The following is a 23,743-nucleotide window of genomic DNA, read 5'->3' on the forward strand; positions in this document are numbered from 1 at the left end:
GACCAGCCTGTTCTTGCGCTTCACTCGGCTGGGGTGGTGACATCCACCACCTTGCAACGGGTCAGACCTTTGCTTTTTGCCCAGGCTCGCCCCTCGATATTGAGGCCGGTAAGCGCCTGCGCCACTTCGGCTTCGCAATAGCTGATCGCGGTTGCCCGTGCCTCTGCCTCATCCGCCCAGCCAAAGGACATTCCAGCCTGGTAAGCTGGGGAGATCGCATAGGCACCGTAGCCTTCGGCCCTTTGCTTCTTTTGGTAGGCCCCAAGGAAGGTCGCACGTGCGCCCGAGCCCAGTCCAGATGCCTCCCTGGTGTCAGGTGCCATCCCTCTGGGGAGCATTTCGCCATAGGCTCTGCATGTTCCCTGCCCTTTTGAAACAACCTGACATCCCTTCAATGCTGCCTGTCGAGCGAGGTTCAGATCAGAGAACCCTTTTACATGAAACGAAAAATCGACCGTATCATTCACATAGAACGCACCAAAGTAGCTTTGCTGCTTCAGAAACCCTGCAAAGTGCCGCGCCTGATTTGGTTTCAGAGTGATCGCATCAGAACGAACAACTGAAACTTCTGGACCAAAATCCGTAGGTGCTGCAACCAGCGGTGCGGCAGTAGCCAGAAACACTGAAGCGACGGCACAAATTGCCGATCTTTTAGTTTTCATAATAGTTCTCCAAACTTAGGACACACGAATAAGTTGCAGAGAATCAATTCTTGCGCAAGAGGCATTTTTTATCGTAAAACAATAATTATTCAAATCACGGAGTTCATTCATGCCTCATATCCGAACTGTCGCAAGATTGCTCATCCTGCCTATGGGTATCTTTGTGATCTATTATTTCTACAAGGGCATGGAGTGGCAGTTGAACATAGCCTTTCTGGAGCCAGAGCGCTGGATGAAAAGCCGCTATGTCAGCCCGGAAGCCGTGGTCGAGACCTCGACCCGCATCTTTTACTTCGTGATGTGGCAGGTGCCGCTTTACTGCGGGCTTACAGCTTATGCCTTTGCTGTTATCTGCCTCATCCGCCTTGCCAGAGGCTACCTGTTTGACCAAGGGATTGCGCGGTGTTGCATGATGATCGGCACTTTTACAGCGGTAAGTTCGGGAAGCAATTTGATTGCTGCGGCTTTTTCACCGATGATTCTGTCTTGGCACAATCCAGAAGGACCAGCACCCTTGCGCTTCTGGTACAGCTCGACACATTTCTCTCTGGTCTTCTATGGCTTTGCTTTCCTGATGATGGGATGGATCCTGCAAGAGGCCATCCGCGTCGACAAGGAAAACCGGGAGTTCGTGTAATGCAGATCGCTGTCCGGCTGGATGTGATGCTGGCCCTGCGCAAGATGAAATCCAAGGACCTGGCAGAGGCCGTCGGCATCACGGTGCAGAACCTGAGCCTGTTGAAAACCGGCCAAGTGAAAGGCGTGCGCTTTGAGACCCTGGCCAAGATCTGCGAGGTGCTGGAGTGCCAGCCCGGCGATCTGCTGGAAGCAGTACCGGACCCCAGAGAGAGCCCGGAAGCGACCTAAGCGGGGGCCGCTCGCAATTTGTCGATAAGCTCTTCCATGTCATCCGGCAAAGGGGCTTCAAATCTCATTGCTTCACCACTCACCGGATGGGTGAAACCCAAAACCGCCGCATGCAGCGCCTGACGGGGGAAGCTCTGAACCGCAGAGATTCCCGCAAGGCTTAGCGCTTTGGCAGCTAATTTGCGTTTGCCGCCGTAAGTCGGGTCACCAATCAGACTATGGCCCGCGTGGGTCATATGCACCCGGATCTGATGGGTGCGGCCGGTCTCCAGCCAGCATTCAATCAGAGCCGCAGTGCCTGGATTACCAAAGGGTTCCACGATGCGTGCCCGCGTCACCGCATGGCGTCCGCCCTGGAACAGAACGGCTTGGCGCTGGCGGTCATGTTTGTGCCGCGCCAGTTGGGTGGTGAGTTTTAGAATATTCCCGGATTCGAAACTGGCCCCTTTGACCCCACGCAGACGCGGGTCATTGCCATCTGGAACACCATAGCAAACCGCGCGGTAATAGCGCTCCACCGTGTGTTTTTCAAATTGCGCTGCCAGCCCCTGGTGGGCCGCATCGGTCTTTGCCACCACCAGGAGGCCTGAGGTTTCCTTGTCGATGCGATGCACGATGCCAGGCCGCTTCACCCCGCCAACGCCGGAAAGTTTCTCACCACAGTGATGCAAGAGCGCATTGACCAAGGTGCCAGAAGGTGTGCCCGGCGCTGGATGCACGACCATTCCAGCAGGTTTATTGATAACGATGAGGTCATCATCCTCATAGATTACCTCCAGCGGGATATCCTCTGGTCCGATATGGCTGTCCTCGGCCTCTTCAACTGTAATGGAGATCTGCGCGCCCTCGGCGATACGGGCCTTTGGATCCAGCACGACCACACCGTCCACCAAAAGGCTGCCCGCCTCAATCAATCGGGCCAGGCGGGTGCGCGACAGGGCCGCTTCCTCTGGCACATCACGCGAAACCGCTTTATCAAGCCGTTTAGGCGGGTTTTCCGTGATGACAAATTCAATCTGGCGGCTGCTCATGACAGATCCTTCCAAGCCCGAAATTCAAGAGGAGCCAGCGCAGCTGAAGTTTTTGCGGCGGCTGGTCACAACCCTGACAGTGGTCATGATTGGCGGGCTTGTAGTGGTTATCAGCCTGCTTGTCATCCGCTTGTCTGACAAGGGCCCGGCTTTGCCTCAAGACATCACGCTACCTGCGGGCGCAGAAGCACAGGCGGTGACTTTTGGCTCTGACTGGATTGCGGTCGTCACCAAAGACAACCGCATTCTGATACTAGATCCTGCAAGCAATGCTGTCCGCCAAGAGATCGATCTGCAATAACTCGCGCCAGCAACACATCTACTAGGTGGAACGCAGGAGCACCTTGTTCGAATCGATCGCAGAAGCAATCCGGGCGTATTGACCGCTGCGTTTCTTTTCCGAGGCAGCACTGCGCAAAAGAACCGTCACAGCTTCGTCCAGAATAGCGGCAGCGGCGGCATTTACCTGGGCCTGCGCTTCGGGCCGTACCGGAACCAATGCACGACTGGATTTGCGCGATTTATCCGTTGTGGACACACGCGCACGCGACCGCCCTGGGTCTCGATTGGAACGCGCAAGCTGCGCCAGATCCTGCGAAGTCTGCGCCAAAACGCTTCGCACCTCTTCGTAGTCGGTCCCTTCCGGGATGTCATTGGCGACACTGTCCAGCCGATCCGCCAGACAATCAACCGTCAGCGCTTCATCCTGAAGACCCGCACAAAAGGCCCGTGCGGCCCCCAATCCCTGAACAAGTTCTTTTAAGAAAGCCGCGGATCCAAACCCACCTCCGGGTAGAATCACGGTGTAAATCACCCCCGGCGCGCCCTGCGCATTGACCGGTGCAATGCCGAAAGTGACTGAAGAAGCGGTGGCTGCCAGAAGACCAAAAAAACGTCCAAACATCTCTAAACCTTAAGAATGACTATGAAAACAACCATAGGATCAACTTTCGCCGTCCCATGTCTCTGCCGCTTTCAGTCTTCCAGCCAATTCCTTAACTTGCAAGTGTGGAGTTTCAACCGCTAGGTTGGAGCAACTGTTCCAGTAGTTGTTTAGGAATTTGCCATGACCAGAACTCTTATTTTTTCATCCCTTTTCTGCCTAAGTTTTTTGCCAGCAGCCCAGGCTGTTTCAGCACAAGCGGCCACAGCGGCCCTCAACGAAGCAAAGGCTCGACTGGCTTGCGGTGCGGGGACACCGGTTTCCGCAAGTTATCTCCCCGGCGGCTCCGTCAAAGTGACCTGCCGGTCCAACGCACCAAGCAGCGGCTCTGAAAGTGTATTAGGAGATACCGCGCTCAATCCCATCACCCCCGGACTTGCTCCCATCGCGACGGCAATTGTCGTCGGCGTCTTGGTTGGTGACTCCGGAGAAACCTCCACCACGACGACCACAACCGATAGTGGCGGAGGCGGCGAGTAAAAAAATCGCAACGGGGAGCCCCCCCTTTGGGAGACAGACCTGATGTCAGGGCAAACAGTACATCCCCTGCAACATGTACAACACAGCGGGCTAAAACGCCCGCTAGCGAACCAAGCTTAGCCTCCGCCCAAATGCGGTTCCTAAAGCAGGGAGGATATAGGGATTTGAAGGGAAAGAGAGTGGTACCACCTCCCCGGCTCGAACGGGGGACCTCCTGATCCACAATCAGGCGCTCTAACCAACTGAGCTAAGGCGGCACTGCGGGCGATTTAGCCCAGAGAAAAGCGAAGCGCAAGAGGATAGTAGCACAGTTTTTTACCTTTCTCCAAAGAATTGCTTTCACTGCGGGAATTTGAGCCATGCTGGCTTCGTGGCTTTCTTACTCCCCTTCCTGGTCGTGCTGTCAGCTTGCCTTTTTTGTCTCCACGGGCTAGCACCGGGCACTGAAAATCCGACAGCCATAGCAGGAGCCGCAGGATGGGAATCAACAGCGAGCGCGATATCGAAGCAAACATGCAGATCGGCCCAACCGATCAAGGTATGGTGCGGATATTCATCGAAGCCGATGGCCTCGAGATTCCAATGGATTTCGACCCGGAAGAAGCTGAAGAGATTGCAGATGAACTGCGCGCTGCAGCCCAGGCTGCACGGGCTGTTTCCGGCTCTTAAATCCATACTTTGTTTGCAGGGCTAGAAGGTGTCCTCCCCTGCCCCTGTCGCCCCGGCGGCCTGTAAAAGCAGGCCATCGCGTCCGGGACGCGGATCTCTGAGCACCTGCAATCTCCTGGCGGCATCCATCGCAAACTTCTGCAGCAGCTTCTTGCGCCGCGCAGGGGGCAGTTTGTCTTCAGGCCCCATGCGAACCAGCTCTGCGTCATAGTCATCCGCGATGATCAATCCCGTTTCATCTGGCAAGAGCTCGGTTGGGAAGGCCAGATCCACCGCCCAGAAATAGCGGTCACACCAGTCCAGATACCCTTCCCATTTATTGTCAGACTGAAAATCCGCGCGGCTGGATTTGCATTCAATGACCCAAATTTCGCCCTTGGGTCCCAAGGCGATGACATCGACGCGTAGCCCGCGTGTAGGCACGAATTCCTCCAGTGAAGCAAAGCCAAGAGAGCGCAAATGTCGCGCCACCCCCCGCGCCAATTTCTGTCCAGGCTGCATGTTATGTTCCATGGTAACACCGTGAACAATTCATGAACAAATTGCAAGATCAGAGACACTCTTGACAGGATACCAAAAGGTATCACATAAATTAGGATACCGTTTAGTATCACTTCAAGGGATCCAAATGCCTGATCCAGTTCAAAGCAGTTTTCGTGCACTCGCCGATCCGACACGGCGCGAGATCATCGCGATCCTGTCCAAAGAGCAGCAAACCATCGCACAGCTCACTGGTCACTTCGACATGACCAGAGCAGCGGTAAAGAAACACCTTACCGTTCTCAGCGACGGCGGTTTGATCACCATGGAGCAACAAGGGCGCGAATGCATCAACCGTCTAAGTCCTGGCGGAATGAAACCCGTCCTGGATTGGCTCAGCTACTTTGATCAATTCTGGAACACCCGCCTGGAAAACCTAAAAGAAGCCATTGAAAGGAACGACACATGACCGCCAACACTCTTGAAAAATCGATCTTTCTAAAGGCAGAACCAGAAAAGGTCTGGGCCTATTTGACCGACCCGGACTGTCTGGCAGAATGGTTCCACAGGCCAGATCATGCCTTGGACAATGCGGGGCAGCATTTCAAAATGTGTTCTGATGGGGGAACCGCAATCATTGGCGAGGTCTTGAAAGCAGAGGCCCCGACCGACCTCGAATACAGGTTTCACGTCCCCCCAATGGGAGAGCAAATCAGCACTGTAAAATGGCGGATAGACCCTGTGGCTGGCGGTTGCAAACTATCCCTGCTGCACGAAGGTTTGCCAGAAAGCGCAACTGCTTTCCCACTCATCCTCGCTTTGGACAAGGGCTGGGATGCACATTTCACCGCCATGCGGGATGCATTTCATCAAAACCTTGCGGCCTGACCCCTTGCGCCAGAAGAGAGAGGCGCCTAGGTAAACCCTTGGCGGGTTCTGCCCTTCTTGTGACAGGCAGCATTCTGGTGGCCTTAAGCAAATCCGAGGGAGCTGGCTCTGTGCGGATCCTGGTCCGTTTACCTGGCGCCCACCTGTATATACAGGTCCTCGGGAATCAAGCCGCACGGTTGTTTGGTGGTCCCGCCGCCTGATCTATCGATCAACCAAAAAAGCCGCTCCCCAAAAGGGTGCGGCTTTTTGCATTCCAGTATTGTCAAACGCTCAGTTTCAGCGGCGCAGCTGTTGCGCCTGTCTGGATCTATTTGAGGCCTCAACCCGAACCGGTTCAAAGTGATGCGCAACAGGCGTTCCGCCACGGGGGCCCTGCCCCTTGTCCGCCATCGCCATGATAACCCAGGCAAATTGGACACCGGCAAAAACAATTCCATGCATGAACCACAAGAGGAACAGCGCCAGCATGCCATCATTGGATTGGCTTATAAGCCCCCATAGGTTCATGACATTGAACCACAAGAGCATCGCGACAAAGGCAGCGGCAATTGCAAATCCGATCAGGACGTTCTTGATATAGAGCTTCACCAGCTTTGGCATCTCGACCTCTTTTTGCTTTCAGAAAAGAGGGTAGCACTCAGCGGGCTGAGGTCCAGCGGATCTCAGCAAATTGGTGAATATTTTCTCAGACAGTTTGACGCAGCCAGATCCGGGTATGGTAGAATTTTGGCATCCCGCCCCTCTTTTCTGGGCTTTGGTCATCTATGAGTGCAGAAAGCACCTACCCTAGGCCCCAAACAAAAAAGCGCGCCCAACGGGACACGCATTTTCAACTCCAAGAGATCAACCAGAGAACCGACTCAGAAGGCCTCTGGTTTGGCTTCCCGCGCCATATGGTCCAGCACGCCATTGACGAATTTCGACTCTTTGCCCTCCGGGAAAAAGGCGCGAGCGATATCGACAAATTCGTTGATCACAACCTTAGGGGGCGTCTCTGACTGTGTGAGTTCAGCACCGGCTGCGCGGAACAGCGCGCGCAGGGTCGGATCGATGCGGGCAATCGGCCATTTCGCCACCAGCGCGCGGTCGGTCATCTGGTCCACCGGCGCCTGATAGTTCACCGCATCCTCAACCAACTTACGAAACAGCTTGGTATCACCCTCGGCCATCTCGTCACCATCATAGACAGCGCCAAAGCGGTGGTCTTCAAACTCGACGATGATCTGGTCAAAGGTCTGACCGGACTGTTCCATCTGGAACAGCGCCTGCACCGCATAAAGCCGCGATGCCGATTTCATCTGTCTTTTGCCACTGCCCTTTGGGGCGCTGCCGGATTGGGTCATGCTGTCTGGGGTCCGTTCTCTGTGCCAGCCAGTTGAATGGCTTCGGAAGGCGCCTTAAAGCCGACTCCCTTGGTCTGGGCGCCCCACTTACGCGTCAGTGCAATAAGATGCAAGGCCGCAGCTGCAGCACCACCGCCTTTGTTCTGATCTTCCGGGTCCGCGCGCACCTCGGCCTGCTTGCGGTTTTCGACAGTCAGGATGCCATTGCCAATGCAAAGCCCCTGCAGGCCCAGCAATTGGATGGCGCGGCTGCTGTCATTGCAGACCGTTTCATAATGGGTGGTTTCGCCGCGAATGACACAGCCCAGCGCAACAAAACCATCAAAATTCGAGCTCCGGTCGGCAATGGCAATGGCTGTTGGAATTTCCAGCGCGCCAGGGACCTGAACGATCTCATAAGTCCCGCCCGCAGCCTCGATCTCTGCCTTGGCGCCGGCCAGCATATTGTCGGCGATATCCTTGTAATAGGGCGACATCACGATGGCGAGTTTGACCGGTTTGTCGAACTCGGCGCGCGGCATAATGTAGTGCTGTTCATGTCCAGCCATATCAGTCTTCCTTAAGAATGGGGCGGGTGCCGACAATGGAGAGCCCGTAGGCATCAAGACCGAGATAGGTGGTAGCTGGCGAATCCGTCAAGAGGACCAGTTCCTCCAGACCCAGTTTAGACAGAATCTGTGCGCCCAGGCCGGTCTGCTTGATGGTGCGGGGGCCCTCGTCTTCAGGCGCATAAAGGGAATGGCGCGGCTCGCGGAACAGGCAGACAACGCCGCGACCCTCTTCTGCGATCAGTTCCATGGCGCGGGGCAGCTCACGCACCGGCTTGGGGCCAAGGCCAAGGATGTCAGAGGCCTCATGCAGCGCATGGGTCCGGGTCAGCACAGGTTTGCCATCGGTGATATCGCCTTTGATCAGCACGACATGTTCAACCCCATGGGTCTGGTCGGTGAAGATCCGCATCTCCCACTCGCCGCCGAACTCCGAATTTACCGTGCTTTTGTCTGTTTCAACAACCAGGTTGTCATTGCGCGAGCGGTAAGTGATCAGATCCGAAATGGTGCCGATTTTCAGCGCGTGTTTTTCTGCGTAGTCCACCAGATCCGGCAGACGCGCCATGGTGCCATCTTCATTCATGATCTCGCAGATCACGGATGACGGATAGTGACCGGCAAGACGGGCCACATCGCAGCCAGCCTCTGTATGGCCGGCCCTTACCAGCACCCCGCCCCGGCGTGCGCGCAGCGGGAAAACATGTCCCGGTGTGGCAATATCGGCGGCAGTTTTTTCCGGGTCAATCGCAGTGGCAACTGTCAGCGCGCGGTCTGCGGCGGAAATACCGGTCGAAACACCTTCGCGGGCTTCGATGGAGACGGTAAAGGCGGTTTCATGGCGCGAGGAGTTGTGCATCGCCATCATCGGCAGGCCCAGTTCCTCGATCCGCTCAGCAGGCAGCGTCAGGCAAATCAGCCCGCGCCCGTGGGTGGCCATAAAGTTGATCGCATCTGCATTTGCGGCCTGCGCCGGGATCACCAGATCGCCTTCGTTTTCGCGGTCTTCATGGTCGACCAGAATGAACATGCGGCCCTGACGCGCCTCTTCGATGATCTCTTCAATCGGGCTGATCGCCGCGCGCAAGCGGGCCTCAACCGGCCCAGGTGTTTCAAAGCTCATCTCTCGGCCTTTCCATTGGCAGGGTGCCAGGTCGCCAGCGCCTAGCAGGATATGGGGCGAAATAGCCCAACCAGCCCGCAAAGACCAGCCCCGCAAGCGGCGCAGGAAGGGCTGGACGCGGCGTTTGCTATCGGGCACATAGGTTTTGATTGGATACAATATTCAAACACACAGGAGGTTCCATGCGCGCATCCCGTATTTTGCAAGCTGTCGAAGCCCATGCCGAAGGCGAGCCCGGTCGCGTCATCACCGGTGGCATGCCCTTGCTCAAAGGCGCCAGCGTTTTTGAGAAAATGCAGGACATGGCTGCAAACCATGACGAAATCCGGCTGATGATGCTGCGTGAGCCACGCGGCAATCCGGGTCTTTGCGGCAATGCCATTGTCGCTCCCTGCCATCCTGATGCGGATGCGGGCTTTATCATCTTTGAGCAGACCGAATACCCGCCAATGTCCGGGTCAAATACAATCTGCGTGGTCACTGTGCTTCTGGAAACAGGCATTGTGCAGATGCAGGAACCTGTGACGGAGCTGACCCTCGAGGCCCCGGCGGGTTTGATCCGAGTGCGTGCGGATTGCCGGGACGGAAAAGTCACCCGTGTGACCTTCCACAATGTACCCGCCTTTGCCATGCATCTGGATGCTCCGGTCGAGGTCCCGGGCCTTGGCACCGTGGAGGTGGATGTGGCCTGGGGTGGTATGTTCTTTGTGCTGATCAATGGCGAGAAAATCGGGTTGGACCCAAGTGCCGAAAATGGCGCTGAAATCGTCAGGATTTCCGAGGCCATTCGCCACGCCACCGCGGAACAGCTGCCGGTGGTTCACCCGGAAAACCCAGCGATCACCGGGCCAACAATCAGCAATCTCTGGGCACCTCCCCTGGACCCTGAAACACAGGGGCGTGGCGCCATCACAATCTCTACAGGGCCCTTCAACCCAGAGCGCCCACAGGACGCCAGTGGCATCCTGGATCGCTCCCCATGTGGGACGGGTACCTGCGCCAAGATGGCCGTTTTGCATGCGCGTGGACTGCTTGGAGAGGGTGAAGACTATGTCAATGCCGGCCCTCTGGGTACCACATTTACCGGCCGCATCCTGGAAACCACGACCGTCGGCAATTACCCAGCCATCGTACCCAGCCTTTCAGGCCAAGGATGGATCTATGGGTTGAGCGCTTACAGCCTGGATCCCAGCGACCCTTTTCCTGCAGGCTATACCGTTGGCGATATGTGGTGACGCGCGCCGCAAAGCGGCGCGCCGGGCCCAAGGCTTGGGGCTGCATCTTTGATGCTGTCTCAAGGCGCGGGAGCAACACCGCGACTGGAGATGAGGGGCTCTGCCCCTCGGCTCTTTGAGCCTCACCCCGGGATGTTTTTTGGGGAAAGATGAAGGGGAGGCTAAATCTCAGCCCGCTTCGTGGAGCCGCGCCACATAGCGCGCCAGGGTATCAATCTCCAGATTGACCTGATCGCCCAGCTTTACGTCGCCCCAGGTGGTGACCTCTTTGGTATGCGGGATGAAGTTGATGCCAAAATCGCACCCCGCCACGTCATTCACCGTCAACGAGGTGCCATTCAGCGCCACCGAGCCCTTTGAAGCGATAAAGCGGGCCAATTCTTCTGGCGCACGCAGGGTGACACGGGTGCTATCGCCTTCATCTTCCAGCTTGACCACTTCGGCCACCCCGTCCACGTGACCAGAAACGATGTGACCGCCAAGTTCATCACCAACCTTGAGCGCGCGTTCCAGATTGACCCGCTTGCCAGCCTCCCAGGCGCCTATATTGGTCTTGGAAACTGTTTCAGCCGAAATCTGCACATCGTACCAGTCCGGCCCCAGCTCCACCACTGTCAGGCAGACGCCATCTGATGCGATAGAAGCCCCCATGTCGATGCCAGAGGTGTCATAGGAGGTCTTGATGCGTGCCCGCAGATCACCTTGTTGCTCGAGGTGGGTGATGGTTCCGATATCGGTGACAATGCCGGTAAACATAGGGCAGCACTCCTTGGTAGGCGCGGATCTAGGCGCTGGGTTTCGCCAAAGAGGTAAACGCTCCTCTTGCTCGCGACAAGCCCTGTCTGGCAGCCATGACCTGTGGCACCTCCGCTGGGTGATATAGCCACGCGGAGGTGCCACAAGTTCACCAGCATTCCCAAGCGCGCCGCTCCCTGCTAGATGTGCGATGAGAAGTCAAAAACGGGCAGCCATAGTTTCGCCCCAGTCCATCGATAGTTTACGCGAGCCCCAAACCCCATCCTGCGGACCCAATCCAACCTGATGCCCCAGACGATCAGCCATACCCCAGCGGGAAAGCGCAGTTTTCTCTTTTTGCAGGGCCCGCATGGGCCTTTCTTTAGCGCCTTGGGGAAGATGCTTGTTCAGGCCGGCAGTCGGGTGTTTCGCATAGGGTTCAATGCAGGAGACCAGTTTTTCTGGCCTTCGAAAGCAAATTTCCATCCCTTCACGGGAACACCGGAGCAATGGCCTGACTATTTCTCTGAGATATGTCAGGCCAATGCGATCACGGATATTGTGCTTTATGGTGATACCCGCCGGATCCATGCCGAAGCCGTGGAAATCGCTCGCAGCCTTGGGCTACAAATTCATGTCTTTGAAGAAGGCTATCTACGGCCCTACTGGGTGACCTACGAACGAGGCGGTTCCAATGGGCATTCTCGGCTGACCGATACCACGGTTGGTGAGATGCAGGAGGTGCTGGAAAACAGCGATACCGAGACATCACTGCCGCCCTCTCATTGGGGAGATATGCGGCAACATGTTTTCTATGGCGCCCTCTACCACTGGTTCGTAATGTTTCGAAACCAAGAGTATCGCAACTTCCAACCCCATCGCGCCCTGCCGGTAACGCGTGAGTTTCAGCTCTATCTAAAACGGCTCTTGTTGATGCCCGCTCAGGCGTTGGAGCGTCAATTGGCCACCCTGCGGATCAGAAACGGTGGCTTCCCCTATCATCTGGCGCTTTTGCAATTGGAGCACGACAGTTCTTTTCAGATGCACTCCCCCTTCAAAACCATGACCGAGTTTTTGGAAGAGGTAGTATCGGGTTTTGCCAAGGGCGCCCCACGGCATCATCATCTGGTGATCAAGGCACACCCGCTTGAAGATGGTCGCGTCGCGTTGCGGCGTGAGGTTGATCGCCTGGCCCGCGCCTATGAAATCCGCCATCGCGTCCACTATGTCCGTGGCGGAAAGCTGGCGCAGCTTCTCAATGAGGCCCGCACGGCCGTCACTGTGAACTCAACCGCTGGGCAGCAGGTGCTCTGGCGTGGAATCCCACTCAAAGTCTTTGGAACTGCAGTCTATGACAAGCCAGAGTTCATTTCACGCCAGCCCCTGACAGAGTTTTTTGCATCAGCCAAGCGGCCGGACGCCCGCGCCTATCGGGACTATCGCCGATATCTTCTGGAAACCTCCCAGGTTCCCGGCGGCTTTTATTCCCGCAAGGGCCGCCGCAAGCTTCTGCGCCATACGGTAGACATGATGCTATCCCCCCATGATCCCTATGATGCCTTGCGTCTGGGCACAGCGGCGCCGCGGCAACAGTTAAGCGTGGTCCGCTAAGAGGCCGGCGGCTCTGGGCTGGATTTATTGTTACCTTCGGGTTAAGTTAGCTCAAAAAACTGAGGCAGAACAATAATTGGTCGAGGAGACCGAGCAGTGAAAAACGTCCCCCTTCGTTGGGCGCGGCCTGTTGCGCTATTGGCGGCAATGGTGCTTGCGGCGTCCTGTGGCCTTCCAAAAGTTGGCCCGAACAAGCGCCAGATTTTTGCCGGCTCCGTGCAAAAAGAAGGCGATGCCTTCATTGTATCCGTCAATGACCGCGTCACACGTGCAACCGCCGTTGTACCTGCTTTGGGTTTCTCTCAGCAGTTCATCAATGCCGGGAAATTGACCTCTGACACCATTCGGCCTGGCGATGTACTGGGGCTGACGATCTGGGAAAACGTCGATGACGGGCTCTTGGCCAGTGAAGCCACCAATGCCACCGCATTGGAAGAGGTGCAGGTCGATAGCGCCGGCTACATCTTTGTGCCCTATGCCGGGCGCCAGCGGGCGGCAGGCAATACGCCTGAACAGTTGCGCGCAATGATCACCAAGAAACTGGAAGATCAGACCCCGGACCCGCAGGTGCAGGTGCGTCGTGTTGCGGGTGATGGCTCCACTGTCAGCCTGACCGGCGCCGTCGGTGGCCAGGGCGTCTATGCGATTGAACGCCCGACCCGCACCCTCTCGACCATGTTGGCCCGCGCTGGTGGTGTTGCGATTGAACCGGATATCGCGCAGATCACCGTTATACGCGGCAAGGAACAGGGCAAGATCTGGTTCCAGGATCTGTTCAACCATCCAGAGCTGGACATTGCCCTGCGTGGTGGCGACCGTATTCTGGTAGAGGCTGATACCCGCTCCTTTACCGCACTTGGCGCAACCAGCGCCCAGGCGCGTGTCCCTTTCGAAAGCCAGAACCTCTCTGCGCTGGAAGCGATTGCCCAGGTGGGCGGTCTGATTTCGACCAGCTCTGATCCGACCGGTGTGTTTGTGTTGCGCAACGAACCGGCTGAAATTGCAAACCAGGTGCTGGGGCGTGATGATCTGATCGGAGCGCAACGCTTGGTCTATGTGCTGAACCTCACCCAGCCCAATGGGCTGTTTGTGGCGCGTGATTTTGTAATCCGGGATTCAGACACGCTCTATGTGACCGAAGCCCCCTATGCACAGTGGACCAAGACAATCTCCCTCTTGGTTGCGCCACTCTCGCCGATCACCACCACCACATCGGCGCTTGGCCTCTAACCTATGCAAAGCAGCAGTACGACAGCCCAAGCCGGGAGCAAGCGCTCCCGGCTTTTTGTCTACAACGGCGGCTTTTTGCTGCAAAAGAGACTGCGCCGCATCCTGCAGCTCGCGGGTTATGACCTGCGCCTCGGTCTTCCCAAAGAAGGGGATCTTGTTGGCATCTGGGGCAATTCCCCGACTGCAGATCGCGGGCGTGGAATTGCCGAGAAGTACAATGCCCCCCTCTTGATTGCAGAGGATGCTTTCTTGCGCTCGATCCACCCAGGGCGCGCTGGTGAGCCACCCCTGGGGTTGCTGCTGGACAAAACCTGCGCACATTTTGACCCAGTGCAGGCCTCTGACCTGGAACAGATGCTTGCAACGCACCCTCTGGATGACAGCGCCATGATGCGGCGCGCCCGGGCGGCCATTGCCAGACTGCAGGATATTCATCTCAGCAAATACAATGGGTTTTCACCACAATCACCGGTGCCAGAGCCGGGCTATGTCCTGGTGATTGACCAACTGCGGGGCGATGCCTCCGTTACTGCCTCCAAGGCCAATCGCGACCGCTTCCGGGAAATGCTTTACTATGCGCAGGAGGAAAATCCCGGAGCCCGCATTCTGATCAAGACCCATCCAGAGACACTGGATGGACATCGTCCGGGTTTCTTCACAGAAGAAGACGCTGATGGAAGGGTCGAGTTTTTCTCACAGCCGGTCTCTCCCTGGCCTTTGCTGGATGGTGCGATTGGCGTTTATACGGTTTCCTCTCAGCTTGGATTTGAGGCGATCCTCGCAGGGCACCGCCCGCGTGTCTTTGGCCATCCTTTTTATGCAGGCTGGGGCCTGACACGGGAAGAAAACCCATTACCGCGCAGGCAACGCCAGCTCACCCGTGCACAGCTGTTTTCTGCTGCCATGATCCTCTATCCGCACTGGTATGACCCCTTCAATGACGCGCGTTGCGAATTGGAACGCGTCATCGACATCCTGGAAGCCCACGTCAAATCCTGGCGCCAGGACCGAGCTGGATGGGCTGCCTCTTCTATGCGGATGTGGAAACGCAGGCCGCTGCAGGGGTTCTTTGGGCAGGAAAAAAAGCTGAAATTCATCGAAGATCCCAAAGCAGCGCAGGAGAGTGGGCGCAATTGGATGGTTTGGGCAGGCAAAGCCAAGACAGAGCATCAGGGCGCTTGGCGGCTAGAGGATGGTTTTCTGCGCTCTCGCGGGTTGGGGGCAGAGCTGGTTGCCCCGCTTTCCTTGGTGTTGGATCGCAAAGGTATCTATTACGATCCGCGCAGCCCTTCCGATCTGGACGATCTCATTTCAGCCAGTACAGAGCTGGAACCTGCAGCACTAAGGCGCGCCGAAGAGCTTGTGGCCCGACTGATCCGGCATAGTGTAACAAAATACAATCTCGGTGGCTCTGTGCCTGCGCTCCCATCGGGGCATCGCATTCTGGTCCCGGGCCAGGTTGAAGATGACGCCTCGATCCTGGTAGGGTGCGGGAAGATCCGAACCAATCTAATGCTGTTGCAGGCCACCCGCCGTGCAAATCCCAAGGCGGTGATTGTCTACAAACCTCATCCAGATGTCGAAGCAGGTCTACGCAAGGGAGCAGTCCCTGAAAAAGAGCTGGCGCAGCTTGCAGATGTTGTCGCGGCCAATAGCGACCCAATGGCCCTGTTGGATGAAGTTCAGGAGGTCTGGACGCTGACCTCCCTCCTGGGGTTTGAAGCCCTCTTGCGAGGCTGCAAAGTGACCACGCTTGGCTTGCCTTTCTACGCAGGTTGGGGCCTGACCCGAGATAACCTAACTGCCCCACCCTGGCGGAAGGCACGGCCGGAACTCATGGGCCTCGCCCATGCGGCTTTGATAGACTATCCCCGCTACTTCGATCCGGTCACAAAGGCCCCATGCCCGCCAGAGGTTGTTGTAGATCGCCTGATCACCGGCGATCTGCCAACAGCTGGACTAGGAAATCGCAGCCTGTCAAAGCTGCAAGGGCTGTTTGCAACCTATGCCCATCTCTGGCGTCGCGATTAATCGCTTTGCCGGATCAAGCCCCAAGGCTGAGAGATGCTGAAGGCATAGCCCTCACACCTCAGCCCGCGCGATGCCACCGATGTAGAACATCACCACCAACGGGCGTTGTTTCCACCAGATCAAACCGCCCGGCACGCTCCAGACCTGTCAGACCGAGTGCCCCTATCGAAGGCAGGCCTTCGGCGCCAATCCCAAGACCCGCGGTAAAGCCAATCAGCTCATCCACCAGGTCAAAGGCCAGAAGCGACGCCGCTAGCGCACTGCCGCCTTCACAGAACACACGAGTCAAACCAGCCGCGCCCAGTTGCTGCAAAATATCATTGGGATCCAGCTGCACGCCATGCGCAGCACAGGGCAATAGTCGCGCGCCCAGGCCCTCCCAGGCCTGTATCCGTTCGACATCCGCCCCAGCCCCATGACAGAGCCAGACAGGCACCTCTTTTGCAGTGCGCGCCAATTGCCCCATCAGGGGCAGGTCCAGATGCCTGGAGATCACCACCCGCACCGGTTGCTCAGCAACGCCAAGATCCCTGACCGTGAGGGAAGGATCATCAGCGCGGGCTGTGCCCCCACCAACCATGACCGCATCATGGCAAGCCCGCATCGCGTGAACCCGACGCCTTGCTTCCGGACCCGTTATCCATTTGCTCTGCCCGGATCCCGTCGCAATGCGCCCATCAAAACTGGAGGCAAGTTTCAGCGTCACCCAGGGACGCCCCTGCTCCGTTTTGTAAAAGAAGCCTGCGTGATCCAATCCGGCCTCTTCCGCCAGGACACCGGTACGCACGGTGATCCCCGCCATACGCAGCATTTCAAATCCTTGACCGGACACACGGGGGTCACTGTCTTCAATCGCAGCAACCACATGGGACACGCCTGCATCGATAAGCGCCTGGGCACAGGGCGGCGTTTCACCAAAGTGCGAACAGGGCTCGAGAGTGACATAGGCCGTTGCGCCACGCGCAGCTTCCCCCGCCTGTGCCAGTGCTTGTGGCTCGGCATGGGGGCGTCCGCCCGGCTGGGTCCAACCCCGCCCGACAATGCGTCCCTCTTTGACGATAACGCATCCTACCGCAGGGTTCGGCCAGCATTTGCCCTGACCACGGCGCCCCAGGGACAGGGCCAAGGCCATGTAACGCGCATCGGTTTGGTTTGCCTTTGTCGCCATCATATTCTCCGGCAGCCCTTCGGGGGCCTCTCAAACTCAAGAGGGAGTTGAATTTCCACCAACTCCCCCAGTTTTAGAATTTAGACTGTTCTTGTAAAAAATCACTCGTCCTTGGGAACATTCGGGCGCAATTCATGGACGAAATCCTCGAAATCATCCGCCGCCTGGAAGTTCTTGTAGACGCTGGCAAAGCGCACATAGGCAACGGTATCGATCCGCGCCAGGGCCTCCATGACGATCTCACCGATCTTCTTGGAGTCTATATCCGTCTCGCCCATGCTTTCCAGGCGCCGGACGATACCGGAAATCATCTGGTCAATACGCTCAGGATCAATCGGGCGCTTTTGCATCGAGATCCGGATCGATCGTTCCAGCTTGTCGCGGTCGAAATCTTCGCGCTTACCATTGCTCTTAACCACCACCAGGTCACGCAACTGCACCCGCTCATAGGTCGTAAAACGTCCGCCACAGGCGGGGCAAAACCGCCGTCTGCGAATTGCTACATGGTCCTCTGCGGGCCGTGAATCCTTCACCTGAGTGTCGATATTTCCGCAAAACGGACAGCGCATCAGCTGATCCCCTTCTTCCGCAAAGCCAGTAGATAGTACTGAGCCTCGCCCAGTTATCCACAACTATAGGGCAGCCGCTATGGATTGGGTAGAGGGGAAATGCCACCGCAAGATCAAGCGGTTCACTGCGTGAGATGGGCAACAACTCTGCGTCGGTGAGGCGCGTTTCGGTGTTCAAAAAGATAGACCCCCTGCCAGGTTCCCAGCACCGGCCGACCTTCGCTGATCGGGATCGAAAGGCTCACGGGCATCATCGCGGCCTTGATATGGGCAGGCATATCATCCGGGCCTTCATAGGTATGGCGCAAATAGCGCATCCCAGGGTCATCTGCAGGCGGAACCAGACGATTGAAAAAAGCCAGAAGATCTCCTTGGACATCAGGGTCGGCATTTTCCTGTATCAAAAGCGAACAGGAAGTATGACAAACAAAGAGTGTGAGAAGCCCCGTCTGGCAACGACGATGTCCGGTCCATTCACATAGCCTATCGGTAAACTCATATAGGCCCTGGCCCTGGGTAGAGATGATGAATTCCTGCTGCATCTCTTTTGCCTGCCGCAAACGACCCAACTAGGCAAGTCGTGTTCGGCCTAAGCCAGCTACCAGCGCCGAAAGAGAAAGTCCTCTCTGCGATCAAAACAGTAGTTCCGAGCGGTCGCAGCATTGATATTCCGCCCCGGAAACTTGACGCTTAGCGAGTAGTGGTGGCTGGTATCTGCCCCATCAGGTGGAGATAGGGCAAAGTGAACAGCCTTGCGGCCGGCGCGATGAACCGAAGGGCCAATTTCGCGCCAAACATAAATCCGTTGCGTTGCCTTGCTCCGCAATTGACGGATGCTGAAATCTCCAATTGCGCACCAATAGTCTTGTGCGCCAGATCCAACCTCGCTCACCACCTCCCAAACCCCTGGGGCGACTGGCAAGACCTCATGCCTGTTCCATGCCCACCAAGTCTGCGCCTGCAGTGGAGCTGTCGCGACGACAAGAATGACGGTAAGAAAACTATGGGTAACCCGGAACATGGCACTTCGCCTTTTGGCAAAGGAAAACAAAAATGCGGGCGAACCAGGCGCCCGCATGCGAGATCGGACAAGACAGATATCTGCGTCCAACAGGATCAGAACGTAGTTTGAAGCTGATGACAATAGCTAAAGGCTTGGCTTACCTTCATGCTTTCGCCGGGTTTTAGACTATTGATGTTGTGAAACCCCCCAGCGGATCCTGCCGCAGCTTGTTGCGCATCCAGTGTAAATTGCGCGGCGGATTTGCGCCTTGTCGTTTCGCTGGGACCTAGCCCTCGTGCAACATAGAGCTTCGCTGACCAGGGTGCTTTCAGCTCACGCTGGGCATAGTCCGCCGCTGCGCACCAATAGTCACGCCCAATTCCACCCGCTTTGGGAACCACCTCAAACAGACCGGAGCCAACTGGGTTAACCTTCGCACCACCTCGGGAGGTGAAGGCATCTGCGGTCTGTGGCATAGACAAAGCCGCAAGGGCGGCCACGAGGATCGGGAGAGAGGTGTTTTTCATCGGTTTGGCCTTTCTTTTAGGAAGTACAAAGACCCGCGGGCCTTCTCCTAGAAGAGATAGGAATGCCTGTATGAACTACCAGTAACGGTACCGTGCTACACGCGTCCGTGCCACAGATGTGACCATAGACAACAACCAGCACTTCGTGCCATCGCAGGAAGATCACTTCTCACGGCAGCGCCTCAAAACTCTCTGTTGAAAGTTGGAAGGTCTTCCGCCGAAGGTTTCCAGAAATCCCAAACCTTCTGGAATGTTTGCTAAATCCAGCTAAGCATGGTGTTCCGGCCCAAAACAAAAAAGAGCCACCCACACTAGCGCAAAACCAGCCTAGCGCAAAACCAGCGCTTTCAAATGCCGAGGCGAGGTTACAAACCTAGGGTCATCTCTCTTCAACAATGCTCTGATCGCAGTGACGGCGAGCGGATTGAATCGACATCCGGTCACCGGCCTTGATGCCAAAACGCAGCCAACCTTGCGGTGCAGGACCTACTCCGGTTTGCTCAGGATACAGCGTGAAATGCACTGCGGAACGTCGCCCAGTGGTCTCACTCGGTCCACGTTCTCGCAAAACATAGACCTTATCGGTCCATCCGGCACCAAGCTCCCGGCGCGCATATTCCGAAGCTCCGCACCAGAATCCAGCCAGATCGCCAGACCCAGAAGGGATGACCTCAAACACCAGATCCGTGAGAGGATTAACTTGAACGCCGCGCGCGGTTGTAAAGGCTTGAGCACCTGCAGGAAGAGCCAAGAGCACAGACAGGCTAAGCGCTTTTAGTGTATTTTGCATCATCTTGGTCCCCTTTGCTTGCTTCCTAAATAGGTCAGCAGGCCGGAGCATCCAAGAGGTCTGGGCAAAGTTTCTGAAACGCCCAGCCCGCAGCTATCATTTATTCAAAACCCGCCCAGTTACATCAGGCGGCGGGGCGCCGGAAAGGGGATGACATCCGCCTCTAACCCGTTGCTCAGCGATTGCTCCAAAAGCGCCAAAACCTCTGCATTGGGGGCGATGCCCCCATCAGGAGAGAACTTTGCACGCGCTTTCCTGCGCAACATGGCCCGCGCGGAGTCTGCGCCCATGTTGCGCAGGGCATCGCCTTCCTCCCGAAGCATTTCGACCAGGAACTGGTTGGCATCGGTCATAACCTTCAGCGCTTCCAGCTTTTCTTTTAGCGTCCCGAGGGCCGTATTCAGGTCTTGATCTGCAGACATCAGCACCTCCTGGGGCGAGTTGGTCGTCAAATGGATACATTGGTTAAGACAAAGTTAAGCCCTCCCTCCTGCTGCAACAAGATCAGAACTTAACAGATGGTTAACGCCCAACTACGACACGGAAGAGCCAGATTGATCGACCGGCACGTCGAACTGCCCCTGGTAGCGGATCAGCAGGCCGACCCCCGGCAGGTGCCCCGAGATATCAAAACCAAAGCCGCCATCAAGTGCTGCAAACTCGCGCGCGGCACTCACAGGCGTCAGAAAACGCGGCAGCGGCAGGCCGAAGAGACGCGCCCGCAGCACTTGGACATGCAGTTCCCCGCCCTGAACCCTCAGGGTCACCTCAACCGATGCTGGGCCAAAGCTTTCAACGGCGCGGCCCGTCTTGGCATTGTAACGGAGGCAGGAGCGGGTAACCGAAGCACCAAAATGGCGGGTCCAAATATGGGCCGCTCCGTCCTCAATCGGGGTAATTTCTATGGAAAAAGGCACTGCATTGCTTGCCCGGGGGAACCCCAAAATCCGGGTCAGCAGCCGCGCCAGCCAGTTGCCGCTCTGCACTTCGGCCAGCCCGGAATAGCGCCCACTGCCCCGTTCATGGAACGTGCGCAGCACCTCCGGCACTTCCAAGCCCTCGGCTGCGATGATCTTTCCATAGGCATCAGCCGCCATCGGGCCTCCAATCGAGAAAACGGGACCGCACCTCAGCACTGGGCAGCATGCAGGTCTCATAGCGGCCAAAGATCTGATACCGGTTGCGGGCGATCAGGTGATATGCTGGATCTTTGACCCAACGGGGCAGAAACCGGCACAAGGACAGGATCGGCCAGGGCCAGGGCAAAGCGCGCATGGCCGTCGCAAAGGCGTCCAGCCGCTGATAACAGCGTCCATCGACATAGACGAGATTGGTCTCGAAATCTCCGGTGGGCAGCCCTTGCTCCCGGTAAAGCCGCTGGCCCAGGGCAGATTGAGCGGTGGCGAAAGAGAAGCGCCCTGCCCGGTCAAAGCGCAGCATGAACCGGAAGAACCCCGAACAGAGCACGCATTCGCCGTCAAAGACGATGAGATCGGAATGCTCGGGCCGCCAGCCTGCGGTCGATGTTTCCATCTCCACCGGTACTTCCCCACCGCCTTCGAATGCTGCACCGGGCGGCACCGCCGGGCAGCCCCCACCCGCCCCCAAGACGGGGGCTTTACCCCCACCCGGCCGGGCACTGGCCTCTGGCGATTCAACAGCCTTGTTCATACAGCCCTACCCGACCTCTAGGCCCGGGTCCGGGCCGACTTTCATATAGAGAAAAAGGCGCCCCGCAGGGCGCCCTTTGATCACTGGTCCAAGAAGCTGCGCAACTTGCGGCTGCGGCTGGGGTGCTTCAGTTTCCTGAGCGCCTTCGCCTCGATCTGACGGATCCGCTCGCGGGTCACGCTGAACTGCTGGCCGACTTCCTCCAGGGTGTGGTCAGTGTTCATGCCGATGCCGAAACGCATGCGCAGAACCCGTTCCTCACGCGGGGTGAGCGAGGCCAGAACCCGGGTGGTGGTCTCCTTCAGGTTTTCCTGAATGGCCGAGTCCAGCGGCAGCACCGCGTTTTTGTCCTCGATGAAATCGCCCAGCTGCGAATCTTCCTCGTCCCCGATCGGGGTTTCGAGAGAGATCGGCTCCTTGGCGATCTTCATCACCTTGCGGACCTTCTCCAGCGGCATCTGCAGTTTTTCGGCCAGTTCTTCCGGGGTCGGCTCGCGGCCAATCTCATGCAGCATCTGGCGTCCGGTGCGGACCAGCTTGTTGATGGTCTCGATCATATGGACCGGGATCCGGATGGTGCGGGCCTGATCGGCAATCGAACGGGTGATGGCCTGACGAATCCACCAGGTCGCATAGGTAGAGAACTTGTAACCGCGGCGGTATTCAAATTTGTCCACCGCCTTCATCAGGCCGATGTTGCCTTCTTGGATCAGATCCAGGAACTGCAAGCCGCGGTTGGTGTATTTCTTGGCGATCGAGATCACCAGGCGCAGGTTGGCCTCGACCATCTCTTTCTTGGCCTGACGGGCTTCTTTTTCGCCTTTCTGAACCTGCTGCACGATGCGGCGGAATTCAGAAATATCCAGACCTACATACTGGCCGACCTGGGCCATCTCAGCGCGCAGATCTTCGACCTTCTCGGTGGAACGCTCGATGAACATCTGCCAGCCACGACCGGGCTTTTCGCTCATCTCGGACAGCCAGTTCGGATCCAGCTCGCGGCCGCGATAGGCCTCGACGAATTCGCGGCGGTTGATACGCGCCTGATCCGCCAGTTTCACCATGTTGCTGTCGATCTGCATCACACGGCGGTTGATACCGTAAAGCTGGTCGATCAGCGCTTCGATCCGGTTGTTGTGCAGATGCAGCCCGTTTACCAGTTCAACGATCTCTGACCGCAGAGATTGGTAAGTCTTCTCGTCCTGGCTGCTGAAAGAACCGTCTTCATTCAGAGTCGCCGAAATCCGGCTGTCCTGCATTTCGGACAGCTGGGCAAAATCAGTCGAGATGCGTTCCAAAGTAACCAGAACACGGTCTTTCAAAGCAGCTTCCATTGCCGCCAGGGACATATTGGCCTGTTCGTCTTCGTCGTCATCATCATCAGAGGCAATCGGGTTGCCATCCGCATCCAGCTCTGGGCCTTCGTCTTTTTCGGACTTGGCCGCTGGTGCAGCCGCCGCGCCGGGCGCGACAACGGGCTCGTCGACCTCGCCGTCTTCGTCCATCTGATTGCCGAATGTGGTTTCCAGATCGATGACGTCGCGCAGCAGAATGTCTTCGGACAGAAGTTCGTCGTGCCAGATGGTGATCGCCTGGAAGGTCAGCGGGCTTTCGCAAAGCCCAGCGATCATCGTGTTACGACCTGCCTCGATCCGCTTGGCGATTGCGATCTCGCCCTCGCGGCTCAGCAGTTCAACCGAGCCCATCTCGCGCAGATACATGCGCACAGGGTCATCGGTGCGATCCAGCTTTTCAGCCTGCGCACCGGCCAGAGCGACTTCGCGTGGGCCTTCGGTGGTCACAAGGTCTGTGGCGCCCTTGTTCTCTTCCTCTTCGACCTCTTCGTCCTCAATGATATTGATGCCCATTTCCGAGAGCATCGACATCACATCTTCAATCTGCTCCGAGCTCACCTGATCGGGCGGCAGAACCTGATTGAGCTGATCATAAGTGATGTAGCCCTTCTCACGGGCTTCAGCGATCATCTTCTTGACCGCTGCCTGGCTCATATCAAGGGAGATCTCTGCTTCCTGATCTTCAGGCTTACGGTCGTCGTTGTCTTTGGCGGCCATTCATTGCTCCTCTGGGGGGCTGGGCGATTCGGATGCGCGAATCATTAGCGCGTTCCTATGATTC

Annotated in this window: 29 protein-coding genes and 1 tRNA gene; 11 read left to right on the forward strand and 19 right to left on the reverse strand. The window is 57.1% G+C overall.

What is annotated here, in order from left to right; all coding sequences use genetic code 11:
- Positions 1-20 precede the first annotated feature (20 nt).
- Positions 21-662 (reverse strand): hypothetical protein, encoded by a 642-nt coding sequence (locus tag RSK20926_RS09050; protein ID WP_037254523.1) that lies wholly within the window; start codon positions 660-662, stop codon positions 21-23.
- A gap of 109 nt (positions 663-771) precedes the next feature.
- Between RSK20926_RS09050 and RSK20926_RS09055 the strand changes: the two genes are divergently transcribed.
- Positions 772-1,299 (forward strand): hypothetical protein, encoded by a 528-nt coding sequence (locus tag RSK20926_RS09055; protein ID WP_008206061.1) that lies wholly within the window; start codon positions 772-774, stop codon positions 1,297-1,299.
- Positions 1,299-1,529, forward strand: coding sequence for a helix-turn-helix domain-containing protein (locus tag RSK20926_RS09060; protein ID WP_008206063.1), 231 nt, complete (start codon positions 1,299-1,301; stop codon positions 1,527-1,529). The genes RSK20926_RS09055 and RSK20926_RS09060 overlap by 1 nt, the downstream gene beginning before the upstream one ends.
- Here the strand turns inward: RSK20926_RS09060 and RSK20926_RS09065 are convergent.
- Positions 1,526-2,560, reverse strand: a complete 1,035-nt coding sequence (locus RSK20926_RS09065) for an RluA family pseudouridine synthase (protein ID WP_008206064.1) — start codon at positions 2,558-2,560, stop codon at positions 1,526-1,528. The two genes, RSK20926_RS09060 and RSK20926_RS09065, sit on opposite strands and share 4 nt — an antisense overlap.
- Between RSK20926_RS09065 and RSK20926_RS09070 the strand changes: the two genes are divergently transcribed.
- Complete coding sequence (locus tag RSK20926_RS09070) at positions 2,559-2,861, forward strand: DUF6476 family protein (RefSeq protein ID WP_008206066.1); 303 nt, start codon at positions 2,559-2,561, stop codon at positions 2,859-2,861. The genes RSK20926_RS09065 and RSK20926_RS09070 overlap by 2 nt on opposite strands.
- Positions 2,862-2,882: 21 nt before the next feature.
- Here RSK20926_RS09070 and RSK20926_RS09075 read toward each other — a convergent pair whose 3' ends face one another.
- Positions 2,883-3,464 (reverse strand): hypothetical protein, encoded by a 582-nt coding sequence (locus tag RSK20926_RS09075; protein ID WP_008206067.1) that lies wholly within the window; start codon positions 3,462-3,464, stop codon positions 2,883-2,885.
- Positions 3,465-3,626: 162 nt separating this feature from the next.
- Between RSK20926_RS09075 and RSK20926_RS09080 the strand changes: the two genes are divergently transcribed.
- On the forward strand, positions 3,627-3,983 hold the full coding sequence (locus RSK20926_RS09080; RefSeq protein WP_008206068.1) for a hypothetical protein: 357 nt from the start codon (positions 3,627-3,629) through the stop codon (positions 3,981-3,983).
- A gap of 180 nt (positions 3,984-4,163) precedes the next feature.
- Here the strand turns inward: RSK20926_RS09080 and RSK20926_RS09085 are convergent.
- Positions 4,164-4,240, reverse strand: a tRNA-His gene (locus tag RSK20926_RS09085).
- 220 nt (positions 4,241-4,460) lie between these two features.
- Between RSK20926_RS09085 and RSK20926_RS09090 the strand changes: the two genes are divergently transcribed.
- The gene (locus RSK20926_RS09090; protein ID WP_008206069.1) at positions 4,461-4,652 is read left to right on the forward strand and encodes a DUF6324 family protein; all 192 of its coding nucleotides are present in this window, start codon (positions 4,461-4,463) and stop codon (positions 4,650-4,652) included.
- A 21-nt stretch (positions 4,653-4,673) separates the two neighbouring features.
- Here RSK20926_RS09090 and RSK20926_RS09095 read toward each other — a convergent pair whose 3' ends face one another.
- The gene (locus tag RSK20926_RS09095) at positions 4,674-5,165 is read right to left on the reverse strand and encodes an MmcB family DNA repair protein (RefSeq protein ID WP_008206070.1); all 492 of its coding nucleotides are present in this window, start codon (positions 5,163-5,165) and stop codon (positions 4,674-4,676) included.
- Positions 5,166-5,280: 115 nt separating this feature from the next.
- Between RSK20926_RS09095 and RSK20926_RS09100 the strand changes: the two genes are divergently transcribed.
- Both RSK20926_RS09100 and RSK20926_RS09105 read left to right on the forward strand, forming a co-directional pair.
- Positions 5,281-5,601, forward strand: a complete 321-nt coding sequence (locus tag RSK20926_RS09100; RefSeq protein ID WP_008206071.1) for an ArsR/SmtB family transcription factor — start codon at positions 5,281-5,283, stop codon at positions 5,599-5,601.
- Positions 5,598-6,020, forward strand: coding sequence for an SRPBCC family protein (locus RSK20926_RS09105; protein WP_008206073.1), 423 nt, complete (start codon positions 5,598-5,600; stop codon positions 6,018-6,020). The genes RSK20926_RS09100 and RSK20926_RS09105 overlap by 4 nt, the downstream gene beginning before the upstream one ends.
- A 279-nt stretch (positions 6,021-6,299) precedes the next feature.
- Here the strand turns inward: RSK20926_RS09105 and RSK20926_RS09110 are convergent, their stop codons facing one another.
- The 4 genes from RSK20926_RS09110 to ribB form a co-directional block, all read right to left on the reverse strand.
- Complete coding sequence (locus RSK20926_RS09110) at positions 6,300-6,623, reverse strand: hypothetical protein (protein ID WP_008206075.1); 324 nt, start codon at positions 6,621-6,623, stop codon at positions 6,300-6,302.
- A 260-nt stretch (positions 6,624-6,883) separates the two neighbouring features.
- Positions 6,884-7,366 (reverse strand): transcription antitermination factor NusB, encoded by a 483-nt coding sequence (nusB, locus tag RSK20926_RS09115; RefSeq protein WP_008206076.1) that lies wholly within the window; start codon positions 7,364-7,366, stop codon positions 6,884-6,886.
- Positions 7,363-7,914: a 6,7-dimethyl-8-ribityllumazine synthase gene (locus RSK20926_RS09120; RefSeq protein WP_008206078.1), complete on the reverse strand. Its 552-nt coding sequence runs from the start codon at positions 7,912-7,914 to the stop codon at positions 7,363-7,365. Before RSK20926_RS09120 ends, nusB begins: the two co-directional genes overlap by 4 nt.
- A 1-nt stretch (position 7,915) precedes the next feature.
- The gene (gene ribB, locus RSK20926_RS09125; RefSeq protein ID WP_037254623.1) at positions 7,916-9,037 is read right to left on the reverse strand and encodes a 3,4-dihydroxy-2-butanone-4-phosphate synthase; all 1,122 of its coding nucleotides are present in this window, start codon (positions 9,035-9,037) and stop codon (positions 7,916-7,918) included.
- A gap of 182 nt (positions 9,038-9,219) precedes the next feature.
- On the opposite strand from ribB, the gene RSK20926_RS09130 reads away from it, so the two are divergent.
- Positions 9,220-10,272, forward strand: coding sequence for a proline racemase family protein (locus RSK20926_RS09130; RefSeq protein ID WP_008206081.1), 1,053 nt, complete (start codon positions 9,220-9,222; stop codon positions 10,270-10,272).
- Between the two features lie 168 nt (positions 10,273-10,440).
- On the opposite strand, the gene RSK20926_RS09135 is transcribed toward RSK20926_RS09130, so the two are convergent.
- Positions 10,441-11,028 (reverse strand): riboflavin synthase, encoded by a 588-nt coding sequence (locus tag RSK20926_RS09135; RefSeq protein ID WP_008206082.1) that lies wholly within the window; start codon positions 11,026-11,028, stop codon positions 10,441-10,443.
- Positions 11,029-11,313: 285 nt separating this feature from the next.
- On the opposite strand from RSK20926_RS09135, the gene RSK20926_RS09140 reads away from it, so the two are divergent.
- From RSK20926_RS09140 to RSK20926_RS09150, 3 genes are all read left to right on the forward strand, one after another.
- Positions 11,314-12,618 carry a capsule biosynthesis protein gene (locus RSK20926_RS09140; RefSeq protein WP_037254529.1) on the forward strand — a complete coding sequence of 435 codons (1,305 nt, stop codon included), beginning with the start codon at positions 11,314-11,316 and terminating at the stop codon, positions 12,616-12,618.
- Between the two features lie 96 nt (positions 12,619-12,714).
- Positions 12,715-13,848: a polysaccharide biosynthesis/export family protein gene (locus tag RSK20926_RS09145; RefSeq protein ID WP_037254531.1), complete on the forward strand. Its 1,134-nt coding sequence runs from the start codon at positions 12,715-12,717 to the stop codon at positions 13,846-13,848.
- Positions 13,849-13,851: 3 nt separating this feature from the next.
- Entirely contained in the window at positions 13,852-15,879 is a 2,028-nt protein-coding gene (locus RSK20926_RS09150; RefSeq protein WP_008206087.1) for a capsular polysaccharide biosynthesis protein, read from the forward strand.
- A gap of 58 nt (positions 15,880-15,937) precedes the next feature.
- On the opposite strand, the gene ribD is transcribed toward RSK20926_RS09150, so the two are convergent.
- The 9 genes from ribD to rpoD all read right to left on the reverse strand — a co-directional run bounded on the left by ribD (position 15,938) and on the right by rpoD (position 23,679).
- Positions 15,938-17,050, reverse strand: a complete 1,113-nt coding sequence (gene ribD / locus RSK20926_RS09155) for a bifunctional diaminohydroxyphosphoribosylaminopyrimidine deaminase/5-amino-6-(5-phosphoribosylamino)uracil reductase RibD (RefSeq protein ID WP_008206088.1) — start codon at positions 17,048-17,050, stop codon at positions 15,938-15,940.
- A gap of 98 nt (positions 17,051-17,148) precedes the next feature.
- Entirely contained in the window at positions 17,149-17,616 is a 468-nt protein-coding gene (gene nrdR / locus RSK20926_RS09160) for a transcriptional regulator NrdR (protein ID WP_008206089.1), read from the reverse strand.
- A gap of 122 nt (positions 17,617-17,738) precedes the next feature.
- The gene (locus RSK20926_RS09165) at positions 17,739-18,158 is read right to left on the reverse strand and encodes a secondary thiamine-phosphate synthase enzyme YjbQ (RefSeq protein WP_008206090.1); all 420 of its coding nucleotides are present in this window, start codon (positions 18,156-18,158) and stop codon (positions 17,739-17,741) included.
- 574 nt (positions 18,159-18,732) lie between these two features.
- Positions 18,733-19,146 (reverse strand): hypothetical protein, encoded by a 414-nt coding sequence (locus tag RSK20926_RS09175; RefSeq protein WP_008206094.1) that lies wholly within the window; start codon positions 19,144-19,146, stop codon positions 18,733-18,735.
- Between the two features lie 379 nt (positions 19,147-19,525).
- Entirely contained in the window at positions 19,526-19,939 is a 414-nt protein-coding gene (locus RSK20926_RS09180; RefSeq protein WP_232281866.1) for a hypothetical protein, read from the reverse strand.
- 116 nt (positions 19,940-20,055) lie between these two features.
- Positions 20,056-20,358 carry a hypothetical protein gene (locus RSK20926_RS09185; RefSeq protein WP_008206098.1) on the reverse strand — a complete coding sequence of 101 codons (303 nt, stop codon included), beginning with the start codon at positions 20,356-20,358 and terminating at the stop codon, positions 20,056-20,058.
- 111 nt (positions 20,359-20,469) lie between these two features.
- On the reverse strand, positions 20,470-21,033 hold the full coding sequence (locus RSK20926_RS09190) for a DUF4166 domain-containing protein (protein WP_008206100.1): 564 nt from the start codon (positions 21,031-21,033) through the stop codon (positions 20,470-20,472).
- Complete coding sequence (locus tag RSK20926_RS09195; protein WP_008206102.1) at positions 21,023-21,607, reverse strand: thiol-disulfide oxidoreductase DCC family protein; 585 nt, start codon at positions 21,605-21,607, stop codon at positions 21,023-21,025. Before RSK20926_RS09195 ends, RSK20926_RS09190 begins: the two co-directional genes overlap by 11 nt.
- Positions 21,608-21,687: 80 nt before the next feature.
- Positions 21,688-23,679 carry an RNA polymerase sigma factor RpoD gene (gene rpoD, locus RSK20926_RS09200; protein ID WP_008206105.1) on the reverse strand — a complete coding sequence of 664 codons (1,992 nt, stop codon included), beginning with the start codon at positions 23,677-23,679 and terminating at the stop codon, positions 21,688-21,690.
- Between the last annotated feature and the right edge of the window lie 64 nt (positions 23,680-23,743).

This window comes from Roseobacter sp. SK209-2-6 (genome assembly GCF_000169455.1).
Classification (GTDB): domain Bacteria; phylum Pseudomonadota; class Alphaproteobacteria; order Rhodobacterales; family Rhodobacteraceae; genus Pseudophaeobacter.

Bases quoted from the DNA above. Each gene is read 5' to 3' on its own strand.
- RSK20926_RS09050 (WP_037254523.1), bottom strand. From the start codon at position 662: ATGAAAACTAAAAGATCGGCAATTTGTGCCGTCGCTTCAGTGTTTCTG.
- RSK20926_RS09055 (WP_008206061.1), top strand. From the start codon at position 772: ATGCCTCATATCCGAACTGTCGCAAGATTGCTCATCCTGCCTATGGGT.
- RSK20926_RS09060 (WP_008206063.1), top strand. From the start codon at position 1,299: ATGCAGATCGCTGTCCGGCTGGATGTGATGCTGGCCCTGCGCAAGATG.
- RSK20926_RS09070 (WP_008206066.1), top strand. From the start codon at position 2,559: ATGACAGATCCTTCCAAGCCCGAAATTCAAGAGGAGCCAGCGCAGCTG.
- RSK20926_RS09065 (WP_008206064.1), bottom strand. From the start codon at position 2,560: ATGAGCAGCCGCCAGATTGAATTTGTCATCACGGAAAACCCGCCTAAA.
- RSK20926_RS09075 (WP_008206067.1), bottom strand. From the start codon at position 3,464: ATGTTTGGACGTTTTTTTGGTCTTCTGGCAGCCACCGCTTCTTCAGTC.
- RSK20926_RS09080 (WP_008206068.1), top strand. From the start codon at position 3,627: ATGACCAGAACTCTTATTTTTTCATCCCTTTTCTGCCTAAGTTTTTTG.
- RSK20926_RS09090 (WP_008206069.1), top strand. From the start codon at position 4,461: ATGGGAATCAACAGCGAGCGCGATATCGAAGCAAACATGCAGATCGGC.
- RSK20926_RS09095 (WP_008206070.1), bottom strand. From the start codon at position 5,165: ATGGAACATAACATGCAGCCTGGACAGAAATTGGCGCGGGGGGTGGCG.
- RSK20926_RS09100 (WP_008206071.1), top strand. From the start codon at position 5,281: ATGCCTGATCCAGTTCAAAGCAGTTTTCGTGCACTCGCCGATCCGACA.
- RSK20926_RS09105 (WP_008206073.1), top strand. From the start codon at position 5,598: ATGACCGCCAACACTCTTGAAAAATCGATCTTTCTAAAGGCAGAACCA.
- RSK20926_RS09110 (WP_008206075.1), bottom strand. From the start codon at position 6,623: ATGCCAAAGCTGGTGAAGCTCTATATCAAGAACGTCCTGATCGGATTT.
- nusB (WP_008206076.1), bottom strand. From the start codon at position 7,366: ATGACCCAATCCGGCAGCGCCCCAAAGGGCAGTGGCAAAAGACAGATG.
- RSK20926_RS09120 (WP_008206078.1), bottom strand. From the start codon at position 7,914: ATGGCTGGACATGAACAGCACTACATTATGCCGCGCGCCGAGTTCGAC.
- ribB (WP_037254623.1), bottom strand. From the start codon at position 9,037: ATGAGCTTTGAAACACCTGGGCCGGTTGAGGCCCGCTTGCGCGCGGCG.
- RSK20926_RS09130 (WP_008206081.1), top strand. From the start codon at position 9,220: ATGCGCGCATCCCGTATTTTGCAAGCTGTCGAAGCCCATGCCGAAGGC.
- RSK20926_RS09135 (WP_008206082.1), bottom strand. From the start codon at position 11,028: ATGTTTACCGGCATTGTCACCGATATCGGAACCATCACCCACCTCGAG.
- RSK20926_RS09140 (WP_037254529.1), top strand. From the start codon at position 11,314: ATGCCCCAGACGATCAGCCATACCCCAGCGGGAAAGCGCAGTTTTCTC.
- RSK20926_RS09150 (WP_008206087.1), top strand. From the start codon at position 13,852: ATGCAAAGCAGCAGTACGACAGCCCAAGCCGGGAGCAAGCGCTCCCGG.
- ribD (WP_008206088.1), bottom strand. From the start codon at position 17,050: ATGATGGCGACAAAGGCAAACCAAACCGATGCGCGTTACATGGCCTTG.
- nrdR (WP_008206089.1), bottom strand. From the start codon at position 17,616: ATGCGCTGTCCGTTTTGCGGAAATATCGACACTCAGGTGAAGGATTCA.
- RSK20926_RS09165 (WP_008206090.1), bottom strand. From the start codon at position 18,158: ATGCAGCAGGAATTCATCATCTCTACCCAGGGCCAGGGCCTATATGAG.
- RSK20926_RS09175 (WP_008206094.1), bottom strand. From the start codon at position 19,146: ATGAAAAACACCTCTCTCCCGATCCTCGTGGCCGCCCTTGCGGCTTTG.
- RSK20926_RS09180 (WP_232281866.1), bottom strand. From the start codon at position 19,939: ATGATGCAAAATACACTAAAAGCGCTTAGCCTGTCTGTGCTCTTGGCT.
- RSK20926_RS09185 (WP_008206098.1), bottom strand. From the start codon at position 20,358: ATGTCTGCAGATCAAGACCTGAATACGGCCCTCGGGACGCTAAAAGAA.
- RSK20926_RS09190 (WP_008206100.1), bottom strand. From the start codon at position 21,033: ATGGCGGCTGATGCCTATGGAAAGATCATCGCAGCCGAGGGCTTGGAA.
- RSK20926_RS09195 (WP_008206102.1), bottom strand. From the start codon at position 21,607: ATGAACAAGGCTGTTGAATCGCCAGAGGCCAGTGCCCGGCCGGGTGGG.
- rpoD (WP_008206105.1), bottom strand. From the start codon at position 23,679: ATGGCCGCCAAAGACAACGACGACCGTAAGCCTGAAGATCAGGAAGCA.